The 20192-nt window shown below is 52.3% G+C and carries 21 protein-coding genes and 5 pseudogenes; 17 read left to right on the plus strand and 9 right to left on the minus strand.

From position 1 onward, the window contains the following. The 14 genes and pseudogenes from DGA31_RS29885 to DGA31_RS23675 form a co-directional block, all read left to right on the plus strand. Positions 1-266: pseudogene (locus DGA31_RS29885) on the plus strand (hypothetical protein); the annotation flags it as partial. Between the two features lie 631 nt (positions 267-897). Then, a pseudogene (locus DGA31_RS23610) lies at positions 898-1691 on the plus strand (DNA adenine methylase). 116 nt (positions 1692-1807) lie between these two features. Next, positions 1808-2056, plus strand: a complete 249-nt coding sequence (locus tag DGA31_RS23615; protein WP_109514169.1) for a DUF1654 domain-containing protein — start codon at positions 1808-1810, stop codon at positions 2054-2056. A gap of 68 nt (positions 2057-2124) precedes the next feature. After that, a complete protein-coding gene (locus DGA31_RS23620) occupies positions 2125-2562 on the plus strand; it encodes a LexA family protein (RefSeq protein ID WP_109514170.1) in 438 nt (145 codons plus the stop codon). Beyond that, complete coding sequence (gene umuC / locus DGA31_RS23625; protein ID WP_109514171.1) at positions 2549-3829, plus strand: translesion error-prone DNA polymerase V subunit UmuC; 1281 nt, start codon at positions 2549-2551, stop codon at positions 3827-3829. Before DGA31_RS23620 ends, umuC begins: the two co-directional genes overlap by 14 nt. A gap of 231 nt (positions 3830-4060) precedes the next feature. Further along, positions 4061-5191, plus strand: a complete 1131-nt coding sequence (locus tag DGA31_RS23630; RefSeq protein WP_109514172.1) for an AAA family ATPase — start codon at positions 4061-4063, stop codon at positions 5189-5191. Positions 5192-5302: 111 nt separating this feature from the next. Beyond that, positions 5303-6292, plus strand: coding sequence for a ParB/RepB/Spo0J family partition protein (locus DGA31_RS23635; protein WP_109514173.1), 990 nt, complete (start codon positions 5303-5305; stop codon positions 6290-6292). Between the two features lie 860 nt (positions 6293-7152). Next, positions 7153-7407: an AbrB/MazE/SpoVT family DNA-binding domain-containing protein gene (locus DGA31_RS23645; RefSeq protein WP_109514174.1), complete on the plus strand. Its 255-nt coding sequence runs from the start codon at positions 7153-7155 to the stop codon at positions 7405-7407. Then, positions 7404-7751 carry a type II toxin-antitoxin system ChpB family toxin gene (locus DGA31_RS23650; RefSeq protein WP_109514175.1) on the plus strand — a complete coding sequence of 116 codons (348 nt, stop codon included), beginning with the start codon at positions 7404-7406 and terminating at the stop codon, positions 7749-7751. Before DGA31_RS23645 ends, DGA31_RS23650 begins: the two co-directional genes overlap by 4 nt. Positions 7752-8162: 411 nt before the next feature. After that, complete coding sequence (locus DGA31_RS23660) at positions 8163-8486, plus strand: hypothetical protein (RefSeq protein WP_109514177.1); 324 nt, start codon at positions 8163-8165, stop codon at positions 8484-8486. Beyond that, positions 8464-8745 carry a hypothetical protein gene (locus DGA31_RS29700; protein ID WP_152035070.1) on the plus strand — a complete coding sequence of 94 codons (282 nt, stop codon included), beginning with the start codon at positions 8464-8466 and terminating at the stop codon, positions 8743-8745. The genes DGA31_RS23660 and DGA31_RS29700 overlap by 23 nt, the downstream gene beginning before the upstream one ends. A 75-nt stretch (positions 8746-8820) precedes the next feature. Continuing rightward, positions 8821-8990, plus strand: a pseudogene (locus DGA31_RS30355) (antirestriction protein ArdR); the annotation flags it as partial. Beyond that, positions 8972-9211, plus strand: coding sequence for a hypothetical protein (locus tag DGA31_RS30030; protein WP_109514178.1), 240 nt, complete (start codon positions 8972-8974; stop codon positions 9209-9211). The pseudogene DGA31_RS30355 and the gene DGA31_RS30030, both read left to right, overlap by 19 nt. Before the next feature lie 240 nt (positions 9212-9451). Further along, the gene (locus DGA31_RS23675) at positions 9452-9742 is read left to right on the plus strand and encodes a hypothetical protein (RefSeq protein ID WP_109514179.1); all 291 of its coding nucleotides are present in this window, start codon (positions 9452-9454) and stop codon (positions 9740-9742) included. Positions 9743-10163: 421 nt separating this feature from the next. Here DGA31_RS23675 and DGA31_RS23685 read toward each other — a convergent pair. Together DGA31_RS23685 and DGA31_RS23690 are read right to left on the minus strand one after the other, a co-directional pair. After that, a protein-coding gene (locus DGA31_RS23685) for an IS3 family transposase (RefSeq protein ID WP_421958005.1) occupies positions 10164-11383 on the minus strand; the annotation gives its coding sequence in 2 pieces (ribosomal slippage) (positions 10164-11038 and positions 11038-11383; 1221 coding nt in all). 67 nt (positions 11384-11450) lie between these two features. Further along, positions 11451-11600 carry a transposase gene (locus DGA31_RS23690; RefSeq protein WP_109514182.1) on the minus strand — a complete coding sequence of 50 codons (150 nt, stop codon included), beginning with the start codon at positions 11598-11600 and terminating at the stop codon, positions 11451-11453. Positions 11601-11809: 209 nt separating this feature from the next. Between DGA31_RS23690 and DGA31_RS23695 the strand changes: the two are divergent. Next, positions 11810-11902: pseudogene (locus tag DGA31_RS23695) on the plus strand (IS5/IS1182 family transposase); the annotation flags it as partial. On the opposite strand, the gene DGA31_RS23700 reads toward DGA31_RS23695, so the two are convergent. The 3 genes and pseudogenes from DGA31_RS23700 to DGA31_RS30910 all read right to left on the minus strand — a co-directional run. Then, positions 11899-12147: a DUF1652 domain-containing protein gene (locus tag DGA31_RS23700; RefSeq protein ID WP_241509639.1), complete on the minus strand. Its 249-nt coding sequence runs from the start codon at positions 12145-12147 to the stop codon at positions 11899-11901. The pseudogene DGA31_RS23695 and the gene DGA31_RS23700 overlap by 4 nt on opposite strands. 62 nt (positions 12148-12209) lie before the next feature. Continuing rightward, the gene (locus DGA31_RS30905; RefSeq protein ID WP_421958006.1) at positions 12210-12782 is read right to left on the minus strand and encodes a methyl-accepting chemotaxis protein; all 573 of its coding nucleotides are present in this window, start codon (positions 12780-12782) and stop codon (positions 12210-12212) included. Beyond that, positions 12759-13529, minus strand: a pseudogene (locus DGA31_RS30910) (PAS domain-containing protein); the annotation flags it as partial. The pseudogene DGA31_RS30910 and the gene DGA31_RS30905, both read right to left, overlap by 24 nt. Positions 13530-13838: 309 nt before the next feature. On the opposite strand from DGA31_RS30910, the gene DGA31_RS23710 reads away from it, so the two are divergent. Further along, complete coding sequence (locus DGA31_RS23710) at positions 13839-14813, plus strand: helix-turn-helix domain-containing protein (RefSeq protein ID WP_109514184.1); 975 nt, start codon at positions 13839-13841, stop codon at positions 14811-14813. 1050 nt (positions 14814-15863) lie between these two features. On the opposite strand, the gene DGA31_RS23725 is transcribed toward DGA31_RS23710, so the two are convergent. The 4 genes from DGA31_RS23725 to DGA31_RS23740 are packed head-to-tail and all read right to left on the minus strand — an operon-like array spanning position 15864 to position 19110. Then, entirely contained in the window at positions 15864-16193 is a 330-nt protein-coding gene (locus DGA31_RS23725; RefSeq protein WP_109514185.1) for a carboxymuconolactone decarboxylase family protein, read from the minus strand. A 54-nt stretch (positions 16194-16247) separates the two neighbouring features. Beyond that, positions 16248-18026 carry an FUSC family protein gene (locus tag DGA31_RS23730; RefSeq protein ID WP_109514186.1) on the minus strand — a complete coding sequence of 593 codons (1779 nt, stop codon included), beginning with the start codon at positions 18024-18026 and terminating at the stop codon, positions 16248-16250. Continuing rightward, positions 18023-18904: an efflux RND transporter periplasmic adaptor subunit gene (locus DGA31_RS23735; RefSeq protein WP_109514187.1), complete on the minus strand. Its 882-nt coding sequence runs from the start codon at positions 18902-18904 to the stop codon at positions 18023-18025. The genes DGA31_RS23730 and DGA31_RS23735 overlap by 4 nt, the downstream gene beginning before the upstream one ends. Next, positions 18901-19110 (minus strand): DUF1656 domain-containing protein, encoded by a 210-nt coding sequence (locus tag DGA31_RS23740; RefSeq protein WP_109514188.1) that lies wholly within the window; start codon positions 19108-19110, stop codon positions 18901-18903. Before DGA31_RS23740 ends, DGA31_RS23735 begins: the two co-directional genes overlap by 4 nt. Before the next feature lie 98 nt (positions 19111-19208). Between DGA31_RS23740 and DGA31_RS23745 the strand changes: the two genes are divergently transcribed. After that, entirely contained in the window at positions 19209-19982 is a 774-nt protein-coding gene (locus DGA31_RS23745; protein WP_109514189.1) for an IclR family transcriptional regulator, read from the plus strand. Positions 19983-20192: the final 210 nt, after the last annotated feature.

Here is a 20192-nt window from a genome sequence, read left to right on the forward strand (position 1 = left end):
AGAAACGCCGCGACGTGGAGCTGCGCGAGATTGGGCAGGCGCGTCTGGGCGAAATGGAGCGGCACTCAAAAGAGCAGCTGCGCCGTGACGTTTCCAGGCAACGCTGGCAGGCCAAGGAAGCGCGTGCGACAGCGCCAGTGGCCAAGGCCGCAGGCCAGCCGGCTGTGGCCAGACCACAGCCCGCAGCCTCCAGGATCAAGACCGGCGCCGACGTCTCCAGCTCGCTGGATGCGTTGCTGGCCAAGGTCGCGCAAAAAACCAAGTAATCCCGCTGTAGGGATTTTTTAATTGCATCCGCTTACGCGGAGGCCTTCGCTCGCCTGCGATTTGACCTCTGTTTTACGATGCCTGGCCGACGCATGTCAGAGGCGCAGATGTGACAGATTTTGAGTCTAAATCACCGCCAAATGGCCTCGCTGGCACAGCAATGCCGGGTGATGTTGAAATAAATGAAATTTTATACCCGCGTCAGTATTCCCCTTCGGGTAAAAACAAGGACTTACGAGGTGTAAACCCCTCATGGAGCATAAATGCCCGCGCACTTCGTACCTGCGGTACGGCGCGGAGAATGGGAACTGAAGATCGCAGCAGAGCCCCGTCTAGGCGGGCCAGGGCGGTGAAGCTGCCCTGCCCTGGCTTCGCCACCCTAACGGGCGCCAAGACCCGGATAAATCGCCCCCAGGCGGCTTCACCACCTGCCGGCTCAACCGGGCGCGCGTGCGCGCGGGGCTTTCAAAATATCCACGCTTAACAGACCGCTTTTTGCCTTCGGTGAAGGCATGCATTTTGAGATGTGCATTCTGGCCGGTAGGGCTTTTAGGCACATGAAATTGCAGGGGCTAAACTGTATACATAAACAGTAATATCAATTTCGGTCCCCCTGCATCGAGGTTCGTCATATACGCGCAACCCATCGTCCCGTGGCTCGGCGGAAAACGCCGGCTGGCTGACCGCATCTTTTCGCTATTTCCTCAGTACAGTTGCTAAGTCGAGCCTTTTACGGGAGGTGCGGCACTGTTTTTCCTGCGCCCTGTTCCTGCCGACGTTGAAGTGCTCAACGATGAGAATGGCGACCTGGTGAATCTGTATCGCGTGGTGCAAAACTACCTGGAGGAATTCGTTCGTCAATTCAAGTGGGCCCTGAGCAGCCGCCAGGTTTTCAAGTGGTTGCAGATGACCCAGCCCGAGACGCTGACAGACATTCAGCGTGCCGCGCGTTTCTATTACTTGCAGCAGTCGGCCTTCGCAGGGCGCGTCGAGAGGCAGAGTTACGGCACGGCCACCACCACGGCACCAGGACTGAACCTGCTGCGCCTGTAAGAAACCCTCTCTGCAGCGCATTTGCGGCTGAGCGACACCTATATCGAGCACCTGGCCTGCAGGACGTCATCAAGAAATACGACCAGGAACACACCTTGTTCTATTGCGATCCACCCTACTGGAAGACAGATGGCTATGGCGTGCCGGTCGGCTTCGGGCAGTACGAGCAGATGGTTTTAATGCTGAAACAGCTCAAGGGCAAGGCGATAGTGGGCCTTAATGACCATCCGCAGATCCGGGAAGCGTTTGCGGGCTTTCATATGGAAAGCACCGACATCAACTACACCGTCGGCAGTGGGACCGGCTCAGACGCCACGGAAGTGCTTATTTTCAGTTGGGATTTGCAAGCCGAACCGGCCGGTCTGTTTTGAGCGACAAACAGAAGCCGACGGGTGATGTTTCCGCAGGTCGGCTTTGAACCTAAAGTGATCGCCCAAGTTGAAATATCGCTGTACTGTATGTGCGTACAGTATGGAGATTTTTACTCATGGCTAAGCCCGCTGCCAAACCTCGCGTTCTCACTTCTTATGAACTGCTGGGCATGCGCATGCAAAAAGCAATCAATGAACCTGCAGCGCAAAAGCGTAAATACGCTGTGCTCGAACGCTTGCCAACTGATCAGGCTGACGACTGGGCTCAGATTCTGGAAGAGCTTAATGACACCGACAACGTCACAGTGGCCTACCGAGATGATGGCAGTGTCCAGGTGTTCTGGACGGTTGTGAAAGACGACTGAGCCAAGAAATAAATCATTGCCCGCCTCGTGCGGGTTTTTCAATTCCCAACAAAAATGAGGGCCACAGCATGAGCGTTATCGTATTAGGCAAGCTGGAACACAACAAACAAAGCATCAAGGTTCCCCTGTATAGCTTCAAGGTCCCTGCGGGTTTCCCCTCGCCTGCCGCGGATCACATCGAAAAGCATCTGTCCCTAGATGAGCTGTTCAATGTGCGTGCTCCCCACATTTATCTGGCGAAGATCCAGGGTGACAGCATGCAAGGTGCCGGTATCTATGACGGTGACCTGGTCATCGTTGATCGCAGCCAGGAAGCGCTGCATGGTGAAATCGTGATTGCCGCGCTGAACGGCGAGCCACTGTGCAAACGTCTGCACCGCCAAGGCCGGGAGATCATTCTGCAGTCAGAGAACAAGGCCTACTCGCCGCGCTTTGTCCTCGAGCAAGACGAGCTGATGATCTGGGGTGTTGTGCGTTACAGCGTGCGCGATCATGACCACGCCTAAGAAAGTCTTCGGGCTTTGCGACTGTAATTCGTTTTATGCAAGCTGTGAGCGTGTGTTCCGTCCGGATCTAGCCAAGGTGCCGATCGTGGTGCTGAGCAACAACGATGGCTGTGTCATTGCTCGCAGTTATGACGCTAAGCCCTACGTCAAAATGGGTGCGCCCTACTACCAGATCAAGGACCAGCTGCGCCGGCATGGCATTGTGGCGTTCAGCAGCAATTATGCGTTGTACGGCGATCTTTCAGAGCGCGTCATGACTGTCATCGAATCAATGGTCCCCAATTCAGAGACCTACTCAATTGACGAAAAATTTGTTGACCTGACCGGTATGCCAGGCGATCTGACCCAGTTTGGCCGAAAGCTCAGGGCCAAGGTATTGATGGATACTGGCATCCCGATCGGCGTCGGTATCGCGCATACCAAAACCCTGGCGAAGCTGGCCAACCATACTGCCAAGGTGCTACAGACCCGCACAGGCGGCGTCGTGGACATCTGCGATGACTATAAACGCGATTGGGTACTCAAACGCGTCGACGTCGGTGAAGTCTGGGGAGTCGGTCGACGCATGAAAGCTCATCTGGAAGCGATGGGCATTAAGAAGGCAATGGACCTGGCCCAAGCTGATCCCACAATGCTTGGCCGCAAATTCAGCATTGTGATCGAGAAAACTGCGCGTGAGCTGGCCGGTTTCTCATGCTTGGACCTTTCTGAACCCGACCCGCCAAAGCAGGAGATCTGCTGCAGTAGGATGTTTGGCAAACGCCTTACCGAAATCGGCCCAATTCAAGAGGCGGTGGCAACCTACATGCAGCGTGCCGCCGAGAAATTGCGAGCACAGAACTCGCTCTGCAAGAAAATCCGCGTCAGCATCCGTACTGGCATGTTCAATCCTGAAGAGGCCAAGTATGCCCAAGGTGCTCTGGTAGAGCTGCCCTACCCTACCAATGATGTCCGGCTAATGACAAAAGCTGCAGTGGAAGCGGTGGGACGGATATTTCGAGATGGGTACAGATACAGCAAGGCAGAGGTTTTGCTGATGGATCTTCGTCAACCTGGTGAGTTTACCGATGACCTTTTCTCGATCATCCAGCCGGCTACGTCAGAAAGGGTCATGAGCGTGCTTGATAAAATCAATGGGCGCTGGGGAAGGGGAACGTTGCGGGCCGCTAGTGTGCCCGCAAATCCGGACTGGGCCATGCGTCGAGAATTGATGAGCAGCAGCTTCACTACCCGCTTAGATCAGCTTTGGACTGTGAAAGCCAACTGAGGACATGCACTAGCGGGCAAAGCATTCGTGCGTGCGGTTCATCCCCCGCTTGTGCGGGGGAACAAGGACATGACCTGGTCTCTTTCGTTGGCGCTTCGCCATAACCGACATTTACATAAAAATTTCCTAAATTCCGTATTTTTCATGAAAATATATGTAAATACGGAATTAAAACTTTATTTGTATTTTTTGTGGAATTAGAATGAGGCCATCATCCAGGACGGTAAGCCCATGACTGACACCATCGCTGCTGAAGACCTTGAGAACTTTGTTGATTTCAAAAACGTTTTTTACATGCCTGCCTTCGCGGCGGCGTGCTTGGATTTGAGTACGCGCCGTCTGGCCGACATTGGAGAGGAAAATAATCTAGAGATACGCCGAATCCCCACAGGTACCTCGTCACGGCGCTCTTACACAGCAGAAGATATTTTTGAAATTTCGGCATTGCGCCGTTCCTTGGGACACGTCAAGGGGCTTACTCGGCAAATCGTCGTCTCCACGTTTGTTCCGAAAGGTGGCACGGGTAAGACCAATACTGCTGTAAGTCTCGCCCTTTACGGCCAGATGGCGGGATTGCGGACCTTGCTGATTGACAACGATCCTCAAGGGGATTCGTCCACCATGTTGGGTTATGACCCTGATCTAGATCCTGATGATTTGAAGGAAATGGGTATTCCTGCTGACAGGCTGGTTGACGGGCACCTCGGCAATCTCATCAGTCCCTTGCTGCGGATGCGTCCATTTGAAACGAAATCTTTGGATCAAGTGATCAAAAAGCCATTTGGTGAAAAAGGCATTCACCTCATTCCGGCCGACAGCTCCTTGGAGGATTTGGTGTTCGCCCTCGACGCCTCAAACGCATCTGATATGTGGTACGCAAAGTGGATTAACGATGCTGCCACAGGGAAGATCGAAGGGTGTGACCTCTCGGGGTACGACCTGATTATTTTCGACAATGCCCCATCCGGGTCTCGTCTGACTAAAAACTCAGTTGCTGCCAGCGAATTGCTTTTATGCCCTGTTCGGATGGATAAATTTTCTTTCCGTGCTTTGCTCCGTCTGCATGACTGGTGTGCCAGGTTTGCAAAGGAGTACGACTATTCCCCTGCAATTGCTGCCATTCCTACGATGTTCAAGCGTAATCGAACGCGCCTACAGAACAACCTTGGCCGTCTGAACGCGCTGTTTCCAGGAGGTGTTACTGAGGGAAAAATTTACTTCTCGGAAGACTACGAAAAGGCACTGGATACGGGGATTCCCTTGATGCTTTGGAAGGGTGCCAATAAAGAAACGCTGGCCGATGCCCGGAGCGTCTATGGCGAAATCCTTGAAAAAATCAGGGCACTGGCGACGACTGTATAAGGGCGTTGCTACTAGCAACACCTACAAAACGGCGAGGGTGTTGCTAGTAGCAACACCTGCAAAATCGGCAGAGGTGTTGCTACTAGCAACACTTGAAAAGCGAGATGAAAAATGAAATCCAGCGACTTTCCTGGGAACCCAAATAGCAAAACGATGGCTGCGCTTCGCACCCCCGAAGCCATTCCTGAACCGCAGGGTTCGCGTTTGTCGGCAAAGGCAGCGATGCTTGCAGGAATGAGCGTAGAGCCGGAGGCTGATCAAGTGCCGGCGGTTGGGCCTTTGGAAGGAGAGTGGATAAGCGGAGATTCGGTTTTAGCTGACGTTCCTGTGAATCTGATCGTTCCTTCACCGTACCAGCCTCGATTGTTTTTTGACGAAGGATCCCTCGAGGAGCTTGCGACTTCGATTCAGACAATTGGTCTTTGCAAGCCGATTATTGTTCGGCGGCTGCCCGATGGAAAGCTGGAGCTGGTCGGAGGGGAGCGGCGTTGGCGTGCTGTTCGATTGAACGGATCTGCCACTATCAAGGCTGTTATTCAGATTATGAGTGACGCCCTGGCGATGATAATGGCGATAACGGACAACGGCGGGGAGGACTTGACGGACTACGAGCATGCTAAAAGTTACCACCGGATCCTGCAGGATGGAGAGGAAACCAGTCAGCGAGCGCTTGCGCGTCGCCTCGGTATCAATGTTTCGATAGTCAATCGATGCCTCACTCTGATGCAGCTTCCTGAGCCTATCCGGGCGGTGCTGGACAAGAATCCGAAACTGATCACCAGCAACTATGCGAAGAAATTTGTCGACTATTCAGAGGCGCAGCCAGAGATAGTGGAGAAAGCGGTGCTGGTAATGGCCGAATCTGGTCTCCAGCAAGAAGCGGCTTTGCGACAAATCGAAAAAGAAATCGCGGCATTGAGTAAGACGCCTGAGCCGCTAAAGAGTGAGGTCAAATCGGTTAAAGGTGTTGGCACCATGAAGGTGTCTGGTACACGCCTTGAGTTCAAGTGCGCAAAGGGCATCGATATGCAGCGCTTCGGGGTGCAGTTCGAAGAGTTTTTACGCACGCTCGACTTAGGGGCGGTACGTAACGAGGAGTAGTAATCGCACTTTCCGTAAAAACCACGGCATGCGGGCCTGTAAGCTGTTCAGGAGGCTCGCTGCCAACTCTCTCAGGATTAATCGCGATTCGTCACCAATCCTGATAGAGAATCCTATGACTGCATCTATCCGCCGCGCAACTTCCCTTCGCCTTGCCAATTCAAGCACCTGATCCGCGTCGCTTCCGTGACTGGTCGTCTGCAAAAGCGCGACGTGATGCTTTTGTGGCTCACGCATACCCTGTATGCGGGTCACCGCGCTGGCCGTGCTGAAGGTCGCAGATGTGCTGTATCTCAGAGGAGCCATCCAGCCCTAAGTTTATTTGCGTGCCGACATCACTAAGGGGTGTCGACACGCAATGTGTACCTGATGCATGCCCGTTATCTTGCTGCGCTCGATGCTTGGTTGATGGTACGTCACCAGCATCGTTGGGGGGCTGGTGCAGATGAGTACCAAGAATTTCGCCCAGGTTCGAAGCTGGTCACTACGCACAAGGGGCAAGCCTTTGAACTGGTGTTAAACACCGCCAGTTGGACAGCGGGCGGGTGGCCTACCGTGCCTGTGATGCGCTACAACAGACGTTCACCATGCTTTATCGGCAGGCTGGTACCAAGCTGGGATCGTGCCACAGTGGCAGACGTTCGCTTGCGGTAAAAGTTCTGGCCGCAACCGCAACGTTGAGACAGTACAGACCATTTCTTGGGCGCGCCTGCCTAGATCACAGCAAACCTTATCGAAACGTCGATCAGACCACGATACGAGGGGCTTATGAACTAGCATTGTAGATACTATGTTTAAACAACGCACTTGCGATTTTTTCGCCAAGTATCTACAATGTTTCTACTTTATGAGGTGTTTTTATGGAAGTGAAAATTCAGCAGTGGGGAAATAGCGCGGCGATTCGCTTGCCAGCAACCGTGCTCAAGCAAATGAGCCTGTCCAGCGGTGATGTGTTAAGGCTCGATGCCTCCGCGGAAGTGATGACGCTCAAACCGGCTAAAGCCAAGCTGCATTATCGGTTGGCTGATCTGATGGCCAAGTGTGATTTGAATGCCCCGGAGCCTGCGGAACTGGCCGGGTGGAACGGCATGCAGCCAGTAGGACGTGAAGTTTGAAGCGGATCAAATTCAACCGGGCGGATGTTGTGCGCCTGAACCTGAATCCAACCGCTGGCCGCGAGCAGCAGGGTGATTTTCGCCCGGCGCTAATTCTCACACCTGCGGCTTACAACGCATCCGGCCTCGCGGTCATTGCGCCGATCACGCAGGGTGGCGATTTTGCCCGGTACGCCGGTTTCGCGGTGCCATTAAGCGGTTCAGGCACCGAGACACAGGGTGTTGTTCTGTGTAATCAGATTCGCACCGTGGACCTTGAGGCCCGTGGTGCCAAGCGCATTGAGTCGGTTCCCGAGGTGGTGATTGACGATGTGCTGGCCCGTGTCCAAGCACTCTTTGAATAGCAGGGAAATCGATCCACGAACACTGCGCAGCGCAAGGCAACAGAAGCACTCCGGCTGGCAATGGGCCAAGCCGACAAAGCGGGCTTAGCGCTGCGGGTCTTCGACGGTGCCGTCTTGATCTGTCCGAAAGGTAATTTGAGCGACCCTCGTCACCTTTTTCAGATTTGTACGGCTTGGGAAGCAATCTTTAAGGCCGACTCGAATCTAGGTGAACTGCCTTCGCATGCGTACTCAATGATGGTGAAGTAGCCGAGGTTGCGTCGAGGGGAACCTGTTATTAGAGCTATCGGCGCTACACAGAACGTCAAGGGAAAAGATCGAGTACCCACAAGCCCGCCGTCGTGCGGGCTGAGCCATTAGAAGCGCACCGGGTTTTCTGAAATACCGAACTTGTGAAGTAAGGACTACTAATTGAATATCTTCGATGAGCCCGTGAGCTTGGCTGGTTACCAGCTGGTGAAAGCGTTCGCAGCCTGCCTGAGCAGCTTCCCTGAGGAGGAACAGGTCCCCAAGAGCGCATTCGACATGTGGTCGGCGCCGTTGGCTGAAACTGGCGCCAGTGAAGACCAGATGCGGAAGGTTGGCGAGTGGTATGCCTTGCACCACAAGAATGCCCCATCCCTGCTTTACGTTCTCGGTGCCGTTCGAAAGCTGGTGTTAAACGGGTCATTGCCGCGTCACCAGCCTTGCTGGGACCATCGAGCGCAACGCGATGGCAATCCTCCATGCTGCTGAGAAGCTTGGGTTATCAGCAGATGGCTGCGCCCAGGCGATCATCCTCGCCGGCGCCCTCGCGCATCTTTCGCACTATCGTCGAAGCTTACCGGGGATTGATCGGGCATACCAACGCCAGGAAATCGAAGGTATGGCACGCATGAGTGACTATGCCGCCGACGAAATTCTTGATGAGATAGCGAGCGGCACTGGAGATTTGAAATCGCTAGGTCCGTATTTGTTCTACCTCGATCCTGATTCGTACCAGGACGACGCTTAACTCAGGCCGCAAGGAAGACCTCCCATGACACAACTGATCGAGGCGCTATGAAGTGGCGAGCAGGCAAAGTACTGTGGCGGCGTCGTGCTGGTTTGGGAAGGCTCGGTTACGGCTGGAAGAATTCGTTGCGTGACGCCGACCACGAACGCCTTGGCGTATACGCCGTCGACGAGACTGGCCATGTATTAGAGGAAGATTTCTATTCCACGCACCAGGAGAAGCACCGATGGCAATTGAAGACGTAAAACGGCTGTGTACCGTGAATGATCCTACCCAAGCCCAGCGTCTGCTGGATGAGGGCTGGAAAATCCTAGCGGTATGCGTCAAACAGGACGAATTCGATCAATTTGCCGAGTACCACTTGGGGCATACACAACCGGCAAGTATCTTCGATGGTTCTACCCGGGAAGAAATTAAAGCCGCGCTTGAGGCGGCGCAAGGAAAGGTGTTAGGTCCTCAGGAGTGATCAAGGTCCGTTCAGCAATCGATGGAAAACCCGCTGTACACTCTGGACCGTCGCGAGCGGAAGAAAAGCAATGCCGATATTCTGCGTGAGGCGGGTCTGTAAGCTTTACGCATAACGAGGACATTACGTTAAAAAAAGCCCGATTTTGCGGGTTTTTTGTCAATTTCTGAACGCCAGAATGATGGCAATTGCTATACCGTTATAGCTCCATTTGGTTTGGCACAGGAACAAGGAGGCGCTGTGTCGCTACCCATCACTGCTCGACAGCTTAGAGCCCTCAAGGCATTGCAGGAAAACCATCCAGATTTGGGCAATCTAGCGGCTGCCATTGCCTTGGCGTTCGATGCATCAAAAGTCGACAACCCAGAAATGGCCCGTTTGATCCTGGAGAAGACGTGCCGTCGGATCTTGACGGGTCAGCCTGGAAGCCGTGATGTGCTGATCGAGCACCTTGAGCGCTTTTCTAGTTTGAACTGCCTCACGCTTGATCAGGTCTCTGATTTTACAAACAAGATCAAGGAACTGACGTAACGATGTCTGAAGGGCTTCATGAGGATGTGCTGCGTGTCTTGTCAGCCACTGGTGTGGTGCGTGAGGTGGTGGTAAGCCGACTGGACGAAAAGTGGCGCGTGTCCATCCGCCTAAGCGGTAGTTCTTCGCGCATGTTGTATGTGCGGTCAAGACGTGAACCCGTGCGCACCTGGGCAAGCCTATCGGCTGTAGGCACGTATCTGGAGTGCCTCAACCTTTTCGATTTTCACGTTCAGTTGTAGGTCTGTTTTAAAGCCTGCCTAGGCCATCCAGCTTTTAAATCAAGGACGTATTATGCCCATCGATAATCACACCGCAATAGCGCGAGCGCGAGCGCGAGCCAGCATTCAGGACCTTCGTCTTGCTACAAGCGCCAGTAATGGGTGGATTAGCCCCTACAAAACCGGACACCAACTCCCCGTTAAATTGATGCTGCCGCCAAGCGCCTGAACTCCCTCGGTGAGCGATATTTCAAGGCGCTGTGTGGATGCTGCTCGTTGTAATGCTCGAAGGCAATGGCCAGGTTACGCAGCGCCGTTTCTCGATCCGGTTTGGGCATATGCGCCACGTAGTCACGCTTGAGGGTCTTTACGAAGCTCTCGGCCATGCCGTTACTTTGCGGGCTACGCACCGGTGTCGTTACCGGTTGCAAACCGATCTGCCGGGCAAATGCGCGCGTCTGTTCAGCGGTGTACGCCGAACCGTTGTCGCTTAGCCATTGAACTGGCGTGGTGGGCAGTTGATCACCAAAACGCTTCTCCACGCTTTCCAGCATCAAGTCGCGGATATCATCGCCGCTGTATCCGGTCGGGCTCGCGACCCAGCCGATGGCTTCACGGTCACAGCAGTCCAGGGCGAAGGTTACGCTCAGTTTGGCGCCGTCCTCGCAGCGGAACTCAAAGCCGTCCGAGCACCAACGCGTATCGCTGGTTTTCACGGCGATACGGCCTTCGTGCCGACGCGGCACGCCGGGCTGTTTGATCCGGCGCTCAAGCAGCAGGTTGTGATCACGCATGACCCGGTAAACCCGCTTTACATTGATCGCAGGGAGTCGTTGCTTTTCTCGTGCACGTCGCAGTAATCCCCAGACGCGACGGTAGCCATAGCTGGGCAGCTCGCTGACCTGTTGCTGAATTTCCACTACCAACTCAGCGTCATTCACAGACCTGCTTCGCCGTACTCTGGGCGATAGCGATTGCTTGATCCGAACCGTTAATTGCGAGCGCGCCACACCGAGACATTTGCTGACCAGCTTCACTGGTCGTCCCCCGGCAACAAGGGTGAGTGCGCAATCCATTTTCGCGACCGGGCGATCTCTACGGCCTCTTTGAGGATTTCCGCTTCCATCGTTTTCTTGCCCAGCATCCGCTGCAATTCACGAATCTGCTTGAGCGCATCGGTCAGTTCCGAAGCGGGCACCACGGCCTCACCGGCACTGACCGCCGACAGACTGCCGTCCTGGTAAAGCTTGCGCCACAGGAACAACTGGTTGGCGTTGATGCCGTTGCGTCGGGCCACCACGGACACGCTTTGTCCCGGTTCAAGGCTCTCGCGAACCATGGCCAGCTTCTGGTCGGTACTCCAGCGGCGCCGGCGCTCCTGGCCGAGCAATTCGCCACCCTTATTATTGCTGTTAGTCATAAACATACCCGTTTGCCTATCCCTTATCTTAAGGGGGGAACGGTATCCTGTCTTTCATGGGGCTCGTTCAGTCTCGATAAAGCGGCACCCATTTGCGGATGACATTGACGTTGATGCCGTGGCTAATGGCGACACTGGACACGGTTGCGCCAGGTTGCAGGCATTCCTGAACGACCTGGGCTTTGAACGTTTTCGGATAAGAGCTTCGTTGGCGCATGGAAATCCTGGCGATAAGGACGATCGCGTCCGCTTAAAAATACGCGGACACCATCGCCCTTAAAGCTGGAGTTCGGAAGGTAAGTTCGCCGGACGCTTACGCATAGGCGTCCGCTTAAAAAGGCTAAAAATGGTGTCCACTTAAATTTAGGTGGACACCATCGCCTCAAGCGACGGTGTTAGGAAGGTGTGTTGCCCGGACGGTTACCTCGCTATGACAAGCTGGCCAGGAGCTTTGCGGCCATGGTCACGCTGGCCTGCAGCTTACGTTGTATGCGGCAATACTTTTCGTACAAAACCTAGGGAAACGAGCCTCGGCAAGTGGCGATCTCAGAGCGCAGGTCTTCGATCAGCGTCGAAAGTGCTAAACTGGACGCGAGGATATCACTACGGACAGCGGTAACAAGAAGATCCACACGACCAGAACTAGGTTCGTAAAGCTTTATAGTAAAGGTGCTATCTGCGCTCAATGTACAATCGCAAGATAGGGGAAAAAATGCTGATTCAAGCTTTTTTCGCAACTGAAGCGCAGAAATCACAGATCGCATATTTTATACCGAGATATGCAGTACAAGCGAGTTTACTAGACTGATATTTTGAATAGATTTTTTCAGTCATGTTCGGAAGCAAAAATGCTGACCGCCGCCACCGCATCGCTTGTCCCCCTCTGGATCTGAGATATAACCTCCCCCGCTTGATCAGCCAGCATCACACCGCGTTGTGCACGTTCGCGAGTTGATACCATGCTCGCTACCGCGTCGCGCGTCTCAGTTAGAATTCTTCCGATCATTTCTGCTATTTCCGCTGTTGAGCGGCTCGTACGCCCTGCGAGCTGTCTGACTTCATCCGCCACTACTGCAAATCCACGGCCCTGGTCACCGGCACGTGCCGCCTCGATTGCAGCATTCAACGCAAGTAAGTTGGTTTGTTCAGCAATACCCCGTATCGTGTTAACGATCGCCGTTATTTGCTCAGATCTATCACCCAAATCTCCGACCAATCGCGCGGAAATTCCAATGCTGTCAGCTATTGAACGCATCTCAATTGCTGTCTCGTGAATGACTCTCGCACCTTGCTTTGCTACTTGCTCAGTTTCAGCCGAGATATGATATGCACGTGACGCACCTAGGGAATCTTCGTGGACTTTCTCAATTCGAGCAGTGATGTCGCTAGCAAATTTTATAACCTTGATTAACTTCCCATCACAATCGTAAACAGGGTTGTAGCTTGCTTCTAACCAGACCGATTTTCCGCCCTTGGCTATTCTTTTGAATTGGCCGCTAAAAAGCTCGCCCGCATTCAGACGTCGCCAAAAATCACTGTATCCTTCAGTGCGTGTAAACTCGGGCTCACAAAACAAACTATGATGTTTTCCTTTTAATGCAGGTAACTCATAACCCACAACATTTAGAAAGTTTTGATTCGCGCATACTATATTTCCAGCTGTGTCGAATTCAATAATTGCCATTGACTTGTCAATAGCATTTAATTTTGCGCGAAGCTCTGAATTCTGAGCTACCTGCGCCGTTACATCATAAGCAAGTTTTATTATTTTCTCAACTTTTCCAGACGCTCCCAGCAGTGGGTTATAGGAGGCCTCAAGCCATATTATTTCACCAGTCTTGGTGACTCGAGCAAATGTACCAGACAAAGATTCTCCTATTATCAGCCTTCGCCAAAAAGAAGAATGTTCCGAGCTTCGACCAAAAATTTCCGTACAAAAATCTTTGTGCGATTTGTGAATTACTTCGTCAGTACCATATTCAAATAGCCGCAAGAAGTTATTGTTTGCGTTAGTCACCTTCCCGTCTGAATTAAACTCTATAATAGCCATTGATCGATCAAGAGCCGCAAACAATTCGCTAAGTTCGCTGCTTTTAGCTTCTGCATCGGCTAATTTTTTTTTCAGAGCTTTATTGAACATGAGCATGCCTTGAGAAATTGCATCGAAGTGAATGGGTTATTCAGCTGACTTAACTAAATTAACCTCTGGGCTCAGAGCCGCAATCTGAATTTAAAGGCAATTAGTCAGTGGGCTTGAAATGGAGGGGGTAACTTCAGCCCGTACACAGAGTAATTATGAATTTTCATGAGTGCCAGCAAAGGGAGAAAATAATCCTGCGTTTTTCTTTACGTCTGCGCTTTATTATTATTTTTAACAAAAATGCAATAAAAAATAATTGGATGCAGGGTTGGGCAAAAGCTATAATTATAAATTTACTGCCACAATAATTGAATTATGGATATTTACAACGCCGGCAAACTACATTTTTACAACATAGGTGATGCGTCAGATCATTTCCAGAACTACGATAATTTCATGTCGATAGTTCCTGGTTTAAATGGGGCGTTAGACTACGGGAAAAGGTTTTGTGTAATGGGTACGTCATTCGTAAGTATTTCTTATAGCCAGTCTGGGTGGGGATATAGAACGTCGAACGAACTGGATGGTTTCTTAATCACCATGCCACATTCCGGATTTATACAATGGCGAAACCGTAATGGCACACACAGAGCTGAGCGAGGTGCTGTTGTGATCGCTGATCAAAGGGAAATTCACTTCGCAAACTATGCGGCAGGTATACACTATACAACGGTATACATTTCCAATGCTGACATGGTTAAACAACTTTCCTTGATCTTAGGGTATTTGCCTAGGTCGAGAGTTTTTTTCGAAAAAACAATAAGTGAGCAATGGAAAATCAATTCTATCCAGAAGCTTGTGGAAACGATTTTAGATTTTTCTGAAAAATCATCTTTTTTTGTAAGAAAAGTTGCTGACAGTTTAAAGGAAAGCTTGATAGGTTTTTTTCTTTGTAATTTTAATAGTAATTATACCCTGAGTATCCTCGGTCCCGAAAGATCAATTATGCTAACGCCTCATTTGATCAACAGGGCAGCAGAGTATATGGAGGCTAGTGTAGACCCACACTTAACCGTATGCGAAGTCGCCGCCCATACAGGCCTAAGCGTTCGCTCTTTACAAGTGGGCTTTAAGAAATTTAAGAACACAACCCCTATCGTCTTTTTGCGAGAGCAGAGGCTAGAGAAAGCGAGGCGTATGTTCGGTATGAAAGATAATTCGCTTACACCAAAAGAAATTGCATACGCATGTGGCTTTACTAATTACCAATCCTTTTGCAAGTATTACAGCCTTAAATATTTTGTTCATCCTTCGTTCATAGGACAGCCCACCCACAGCAAGAAGTCGTGAAAGTACATTGGTTCGTAAATTTTAAAAAAATTGAGAGCGGTGATTGATTCCGGCTGGAAGATCAGCTAGCACGCAGCGTTCGCTCTCAGTAGTTTACTGCGGCCTAGTAATAGGAGCTGTTGCCGTTTTGACATAACCTATTGATCTATAGAAGAACAGGCTCATTTTTTTTGAAATTCTCACATACAACCTAACCTGTCCTGCTCGACTAATACTCAGTGATGAGCACTGGCCGAGGTTATTGAAGTTCTGACGTAAGCCATGCACACCCATACTGTCGACCTTGATCCGGTGACGACGGCCCAGTGAGCAACGATGTTCTAGATGCCATCAGCGCCGATGCCAGCAGCGGACGTGTAACCGCGTACTGATCGGAGTAATGCGCCAGACTCAGCTGGTCGTTCGTGGTCGGGTTACAGGTACGCATAGATCCGCGGCGGCCATCGGATGCAGGGGAAGCCGCCGTATTTTTCAGTCTTTGCCGTGCACCCGAAGATGCTTGAGCCCCGCGGCTTTCCTGCAAGTCGCCTGTCTGCAATTGGGCTTCGTAGGCCGGGATACAAAAGCAAGGCGCGGTCACGCAGTCCCTTGAGCGTGGCTGCCGGTGGTACATCAAGCAGCGGCTTTGCCTGATGATCGTCCAGGGGCGGTGTTTTCATTTCATTGCCCTCCATTCTAGGTCGCTTCACGCCGCGCGCCGGTTTGTTCTCCTGTAGGTGATCGAACAGGCTGGCCAGCGCGGCTAGCTTGCGCTGGATTGTGGCCTTGGCCAGGTCATGCTGTTCGAGATAGGCTCGCTAAGCCAGTACATGAGCAAGGGTTACGATGCCATTGGCAATGATGCCGGCATCTGGACATGCGCTCCGGCACTGAAACCGCGTTGGCCTGAGTGGTCGCAATGTTTGGTGCGGCGAAGCCGCACTGTGCTTACCTCTTTGCCAACCGTCGGGTGAACCGTATGAAAGTTTTGATGCACGACGGCGTCGCCCCCGCCTCTTTTTTCAATAGATCGCTCTCACCCGTGACCCGCCAAGAAGCGTTGGCGACTAACTATTTCAACTCGGCAATACTTTTCATTGCTTGCCATCCGTGTGTTATCCCTCCGCCCGCGCGAAGGGCCGTCGCGACCATGATCGCCTCGGCTACATCTTGCTTCGACGCACCCGCGTTGACAGCTCGCTTGGCGTGATCGGCAATGCAGTAGGAGCACTGCGTAGTGACTGCTACTCCAACAGCGATCAATTCCCGTGTAGCTAAACTCAGGCTACCTACATCCTTGTTAAATACAACTTTATCGAAGTTGAAGAAAGCCGCGACCATTTCGGGGGTGGCGTCTTGCAGGTCGCGCATGTAGTTTGCGTCAGCTTGATGGTTGTGCATTTTGGAGTGCCTTTTGATTTTGGTATTAGGATTAAAGATAAACTCGAAACTTTTTCATTCTGCATCTGATGCGAGCCTCCTACGGTGACCAGACGCAAACATATTGAGCCCCCTCTGTGTCATTACCCTACCGGCTGGTGTTTGCGGCTCGTATGCAGCGAGATAGGACAAACGCTCCGCCGCACGTTGGTTGAACCAATTAGCTGATAGTTGCTTTTTCTGCATTTTTTCTACATCTGAAGCAAGCGCTCTGATAATTCGGCGCTGCAACCAAGTGGACTTGGGCGGCCCTAACAGATCAAAACCTGCATAGAGCAAGCCCAGGCCTGCTGCGATCCCCAGCCCAGTGGACAGGCATTGATCAATTGCAAATGTCATGTAGTTGCTCGGCTGAACAAGCACTGCCAAAGTGAGGCAGAAACCGAGGCCGTAGGAAGCAAATTGCGGTGAGGTCATGCTCATCAGTCCCAGAAAAAGCGGTGCGGAAAGCACCAGAATCAATATCTCGAAATCGCTTGAGCCTTGGGCAAGCAAGCCGAGCACGAAGAAGATGGCAACGGGTATGGCAAACAATGCTCCTCCGAGTAATTTGGCGGTTGCAACTCGTGGGGCTGGGTGTGCAGAGAATATCTGGGAGAGTAGAACGGGTAGCACGATCATCATGATGAGAGCGGCGTGTTCGCCCGACAGGATCCATATCCAGATAGCGCTCAGGAAAACAAGTGAGCTTCTTAGGGCCGATCTGAGTCCCACTACCCAGTCACGATGTCGCTTGAACCGTGCAGAACGCTGCATACCACGCGACCCATCAACAACCGAAAGGGAGGCCCTGAGCATCGCCGAGAATACCTCGGATACTTTATCCAGACTCTCTATTAGAGCGCGTGCCGCCGTATTTTCCTGGCCTAAGGCGCGTACATTTTCATTGGGCACGCAATCCTCAAGGGTTTGAATGCGAGCAGTGGATGATAGATGATGCCGTGAGCTGCAGCCATGAGCGTATTGATCTATAAGCCGAGTCAGGCTGTCCGGTAGTTGCAGTGATTTATTATTCACCATGTGCTCAATAGTTTGTCCCCAGGCAACGATGGTCAGTGCGTTGCTAGCGGTTATCAGGGCAGCATTGCTATTGCTTGCTTGTTCATATCGTCCTGCATTGGCGTCATCGTTTATGGACGTGGCCAAGGCAATGATGCCTATGCGTTGTTGATGGACAGCTGTTGGATTTGATTGATCCTGCAGGATCGTCGAGATGTGAGTGAGGCTCAGTTCTAGTAAGTGACTTAAGCTCGTCTTAAGCACGGTCTTAAGCTTGAAGGGATAGAGGAGGACGCTGGCCAGGACGGCGCTGCCGGCGCCGACAAGAACTTCGCTCAACCGCGCGCGCGCCACCATAAAGATTGATCCGCTGCTGGGGTTTACAGGGTCGGCCATGGCAAAAAGTACAATCAGAATCGCTGTGACACTGACCAATGCAGTCGCGAACACAAAATTGACATGTCGCATTGTGGAAGCAATTGCAGATGTGATGGCAACGCATAGCGCGAGTGCACCGATAGCTAACATAGGGTTAGGCGTCAAATTGTCCAGGATCAGGATGGCTATCACAGCGCCGATCGTTGACCCTAGAACCAGACATGCGGCTTTTTCTATGACCAATCCGGCCTCTGGGCGAGCTTGAAGCATCATCGACGCCACCATCGCCCAGAAAGGCTTGTCCAGATCCTGGCTCATTGAAATTGCTAGAGCGAGCGCAACGGCACAAAGCCCTTTGCAAGCGAACACTATGCTGCGTAAGTCAGGCGCCAGGTAATGCACTAGGATAGCTCTCATGGCGTGCCCATCGCCGTGGCGCGCTCGTGAATCCTCACCGATGCGCTCATGCCTGCAATCAAGCGCGTGCTCACAGTGTCCCCGTCCAGCTTTATATCGACCGGTATGCGTTGCGCGAGTCGCACCCAGTTGAACGCCTGTTGCACTTGAGGCAGCAGCATTGGGTCTGCCTGTGTGTTGGTGTTGGCGACACCTTTGGCGATGCTCAGGACGTGGCCGGTGATCGAAGGCCCTCCGGTCATGAATGACACCTCGGCCAGGTCTCCCTCACGAATGTCGAGTAGCTTGGTTTCCTCGAAGTACGCAGTAACGTAAAACGAATTGTCTTTGACGAGTGAGAAGGCGGGAGAGCCTTGGGCTATGTAATTGCCTTCCTGCAGTCTGACGTTGATGATCGTGCCGTCAGATGGCGCCGCCACAGTTGTGCGAGCCAAGTTGATCTTGGCAATTTCCCACTGCGTCTTGTTAACTTCATATTGGGATTTGGCCAGCATGGCTTGGGAGCGGGCGTTATCCAGATCCTCGGCACTGATGGCGTTGATCCTGGCCAGTGGTACGCGGCGACGCTCCAGGAGTGCTGCAAGCTCCCAGGCATGCTTTGCGTGTTCCATCCTGGCCTTCGACTCGTTCAATAGGGAGCGATAACGGGTGGGATCAATTTCAAAAAGCAGATCGCCTTTCTTTACTGGCTGGTTGTCTTTCACTGCCAACCTGGTTACCCAGCCCGCTACATCGGGTGCTATTACCACTATATCTGCCCGGACTCGCCCATCCCGCGTCCAGGGTGAGAGTTGGTAATGTTTCCATGTCCAAGACCCCGTCAGCGCGGCGCAGGTGGCGATCAGTAACGTCACGCTCACCCTAATGGTCGGATTCATTTCCACCACCTACCGAGAAAGGCGAGTGCGGTGGCGATGTAGTAGGTGAAGAGCGACAGCACCAGCCATGAGCGCTTCCAGATCCAGCGCCGTATTACCCATTCTGGAATGAGCTGGTGTGTGATGATGGTCAGAGATGCCGCCGCACCAATGCAGATCACCATTGGGGTAATCAACAGGCCTGCGACTGAAAATTCACGAAGCATTTATCAGTCCCTCTTTTTTGTATCGCAATGCGGTAACTGTACCGCTAATTATAATCGTACCGCAATATGGTACAGTGACCAAAATTTTGGAGGTGCTGATGGACGAGCGGATTCAGGCTGGGGTCAACGATGAGCGTGGTGGGGGTATCCAAGTCATTGCCCGTGCAGCAAAAATTCTGAATTTACTGGGAAGAAATGTTGGTGGTATGAGTTTGGGCGAAATAGCCCAGGCGGTAGATTTGCCTCGTTCAACGGTGCAGCGCATCGTAGGAGCGCTCGAAGAGCAGGGAATGATTCGCAGTGAAGGCGCTGGGGGAATCAGTCTTGGAGCGGGTTTGTTAAGGCTTGTCGCGAATGCACACGTTGATCGTATGACCGTCGTACGTCCTTGGCTGCATAAGCTGAGCGAGGCGGTTCAAGAGACGGTTGTTTTTTCCAGACCTGCTGGTATTCAATTGATCGTTGAGGATCGTGTTGTTGCTGATCGTGAATTGCAGGTGATGCCACGTCTTGGTCAGCTGGATACGCCGCTGTATGGAACGTCTGCTGGACGTGCGCTCTTGGCTTTAGACAAAGATGAGGATGTGAGAACCTTGCTTGCAACTGAAGGCATTACCAAGCAGAAGGTAGTCGTGGTCCAGACTCTAATAGTCCAGTTGGAAGCTATTCGAAAGAAGGGGATTTCAAGTGACCACGGTGAGCATATCGAAGGAATCACGACGACAGCTGTTGCTTTAGATACGGTGTTGGGCCGTTTTGCAATTTCGATGCCCATTCCGACGTCCCGTTTCGAAAGGAATCGCGATTTTTGTATCGAAGAGTTGCTGCGCTGCAAGGCTGGATTGCTCAAAGAAATCGCTATAGACGGCTAACGCTCAAGTGGGGAGTGCTGAAAACTAAGCTTTCTTGATTGTGAGACGATGAAAGCTTCTACGTTGCCGGCCCCAGTAGGGGCTAACCCACATTCGAACAAGTCGTAGCCGCAGCTTGCGAGGACGTCACATAACTGCGCATCGCTATGACGCAAGGCTCCTGTGCGCTTCAGCATGCCACCATACGCAGTTGTATGACCTGTGCCTGCT

Source organism: Pseudomonas ovata, from assembly GCF_003131185.1.
Taxonomy (GTDB): Bacteria; Pseudomonadota; Gammaproteobacteria; order Pseudomonadales; family Pseudomonadaceae; genus Aquipseudomonas; species Aquipseudomonas ovata.

Bases quoted from the DNA above. Each gene is read 5' to 3' on its own strand.
- umuC (WP_109514171.1), top strand. From the start codon at position 2,549: ATGACCACGCCTAAGAAAGTCTTCGGGCTTTGCGACTGTAATTCGTTT.
- DGA31_RS23635 (WP_109514173.1), top strand. From the start codon at position 5,303: ATGAAATCCAGCGACTTTCCTGGGAACCCAAATAGCAAAACGATGGCT.
- DGA31_RS23645 (WP_109514174.1), top strand. From the start codon at position 7,153: ATGGAAGTGAAAATTCAGCAGTGGGGAAATAGCGCGGCGATTCGCTTG.
- DGA31_RS23740 (WP_109514188.1), bottom strand. From the start codon at position 19,110: ATGCTTCGTGAATTTTCAGTCGCAGGCCTGTTGATTACCCCAATGGTG.
- DGA31_RS29700 (WP_152035070.1), top strand. From the start codon at position 8,464: ATGGCAATCCTCCATGCTGCTGAGAAGCTTGGGTTATCAGCAGATGGC.
- DGA31_RS23725 (WP_109514185.1), bottom strand. From the start codon at position 16,193: ATGCACAACCATCAAGCTGACGCAAACTACATGCGCGACCTGCAAGAC.
- DGA31_RS30030 (WP_109514178.1), top strand. From the start codon at position 8,972: ATGGCAATTGAAGACGTAAAACGGCTGTGTACCGTGAATGATCCTACC.
- DGA31_RS23710 (WP_109514184.1), top strand. From the start codon at position 13,839: ATGGATATTTACAACGCCGGCAAACTACATTTTTACAACATAGGTGAT.
- DGA31_RS23620 (WP_109514170.1), top strand. From the start codon at position 2,125: ATGAGCGTTATCGTATTAGGCAAGCTGGAACACAACAAACAAAGCATC.
- DGA31_RS23735 (WP_109514187.1), bottom strand. From the start codon at position 18,904: ATGAATCCGACCATTAGGGTGAGCGTGACGTTACTGATCGCCACCTGC.
- DGA31_RS23630 (WP_109514172.1), top strand. From the start codon at position 4,061: ATGACTGACACCATCGCTGCTGAAGACCTTGAGAACTTTGTTGATTTC.
- DGA31_RS23615 (WP_109514169.1), top strand. From the start codon at position 1,808: ATGGCTAAGCCCGCTGCCAAACCTCGCGTTCTCACTTCTTATGAACTG.
- DGA31_RS23730 (WP_109514186.1), bottom strand. From the start codon at position 18,026: ATGAGAGCTATCCTAGTGCATTACCTGGCGCCTGACTTACGCAGCATA.
- DGA31_RS23700 (WP_241509639.1), bottom strand. From the start codon at position 12,147: ATGCGATCTGTGATTTCTGCGCTTCAGTTGCGAAAAAAGCTTGAATCA.
- DGA31_RS23690 (WP_109514182.1), bottom strand. From the start codon at position 11,600: ATGCGCCAACGAAGCTCTTATCCGAAAACGTTCAAAGCCCAGGTCGTT.
- DGA31_RS23745 (WP_109514189.1), top strand. From the start codon at position 19,209: ATGGACGAGCGGATTCAGGCTGGGGTCAACGATGAGCGTGGTGGGGGT.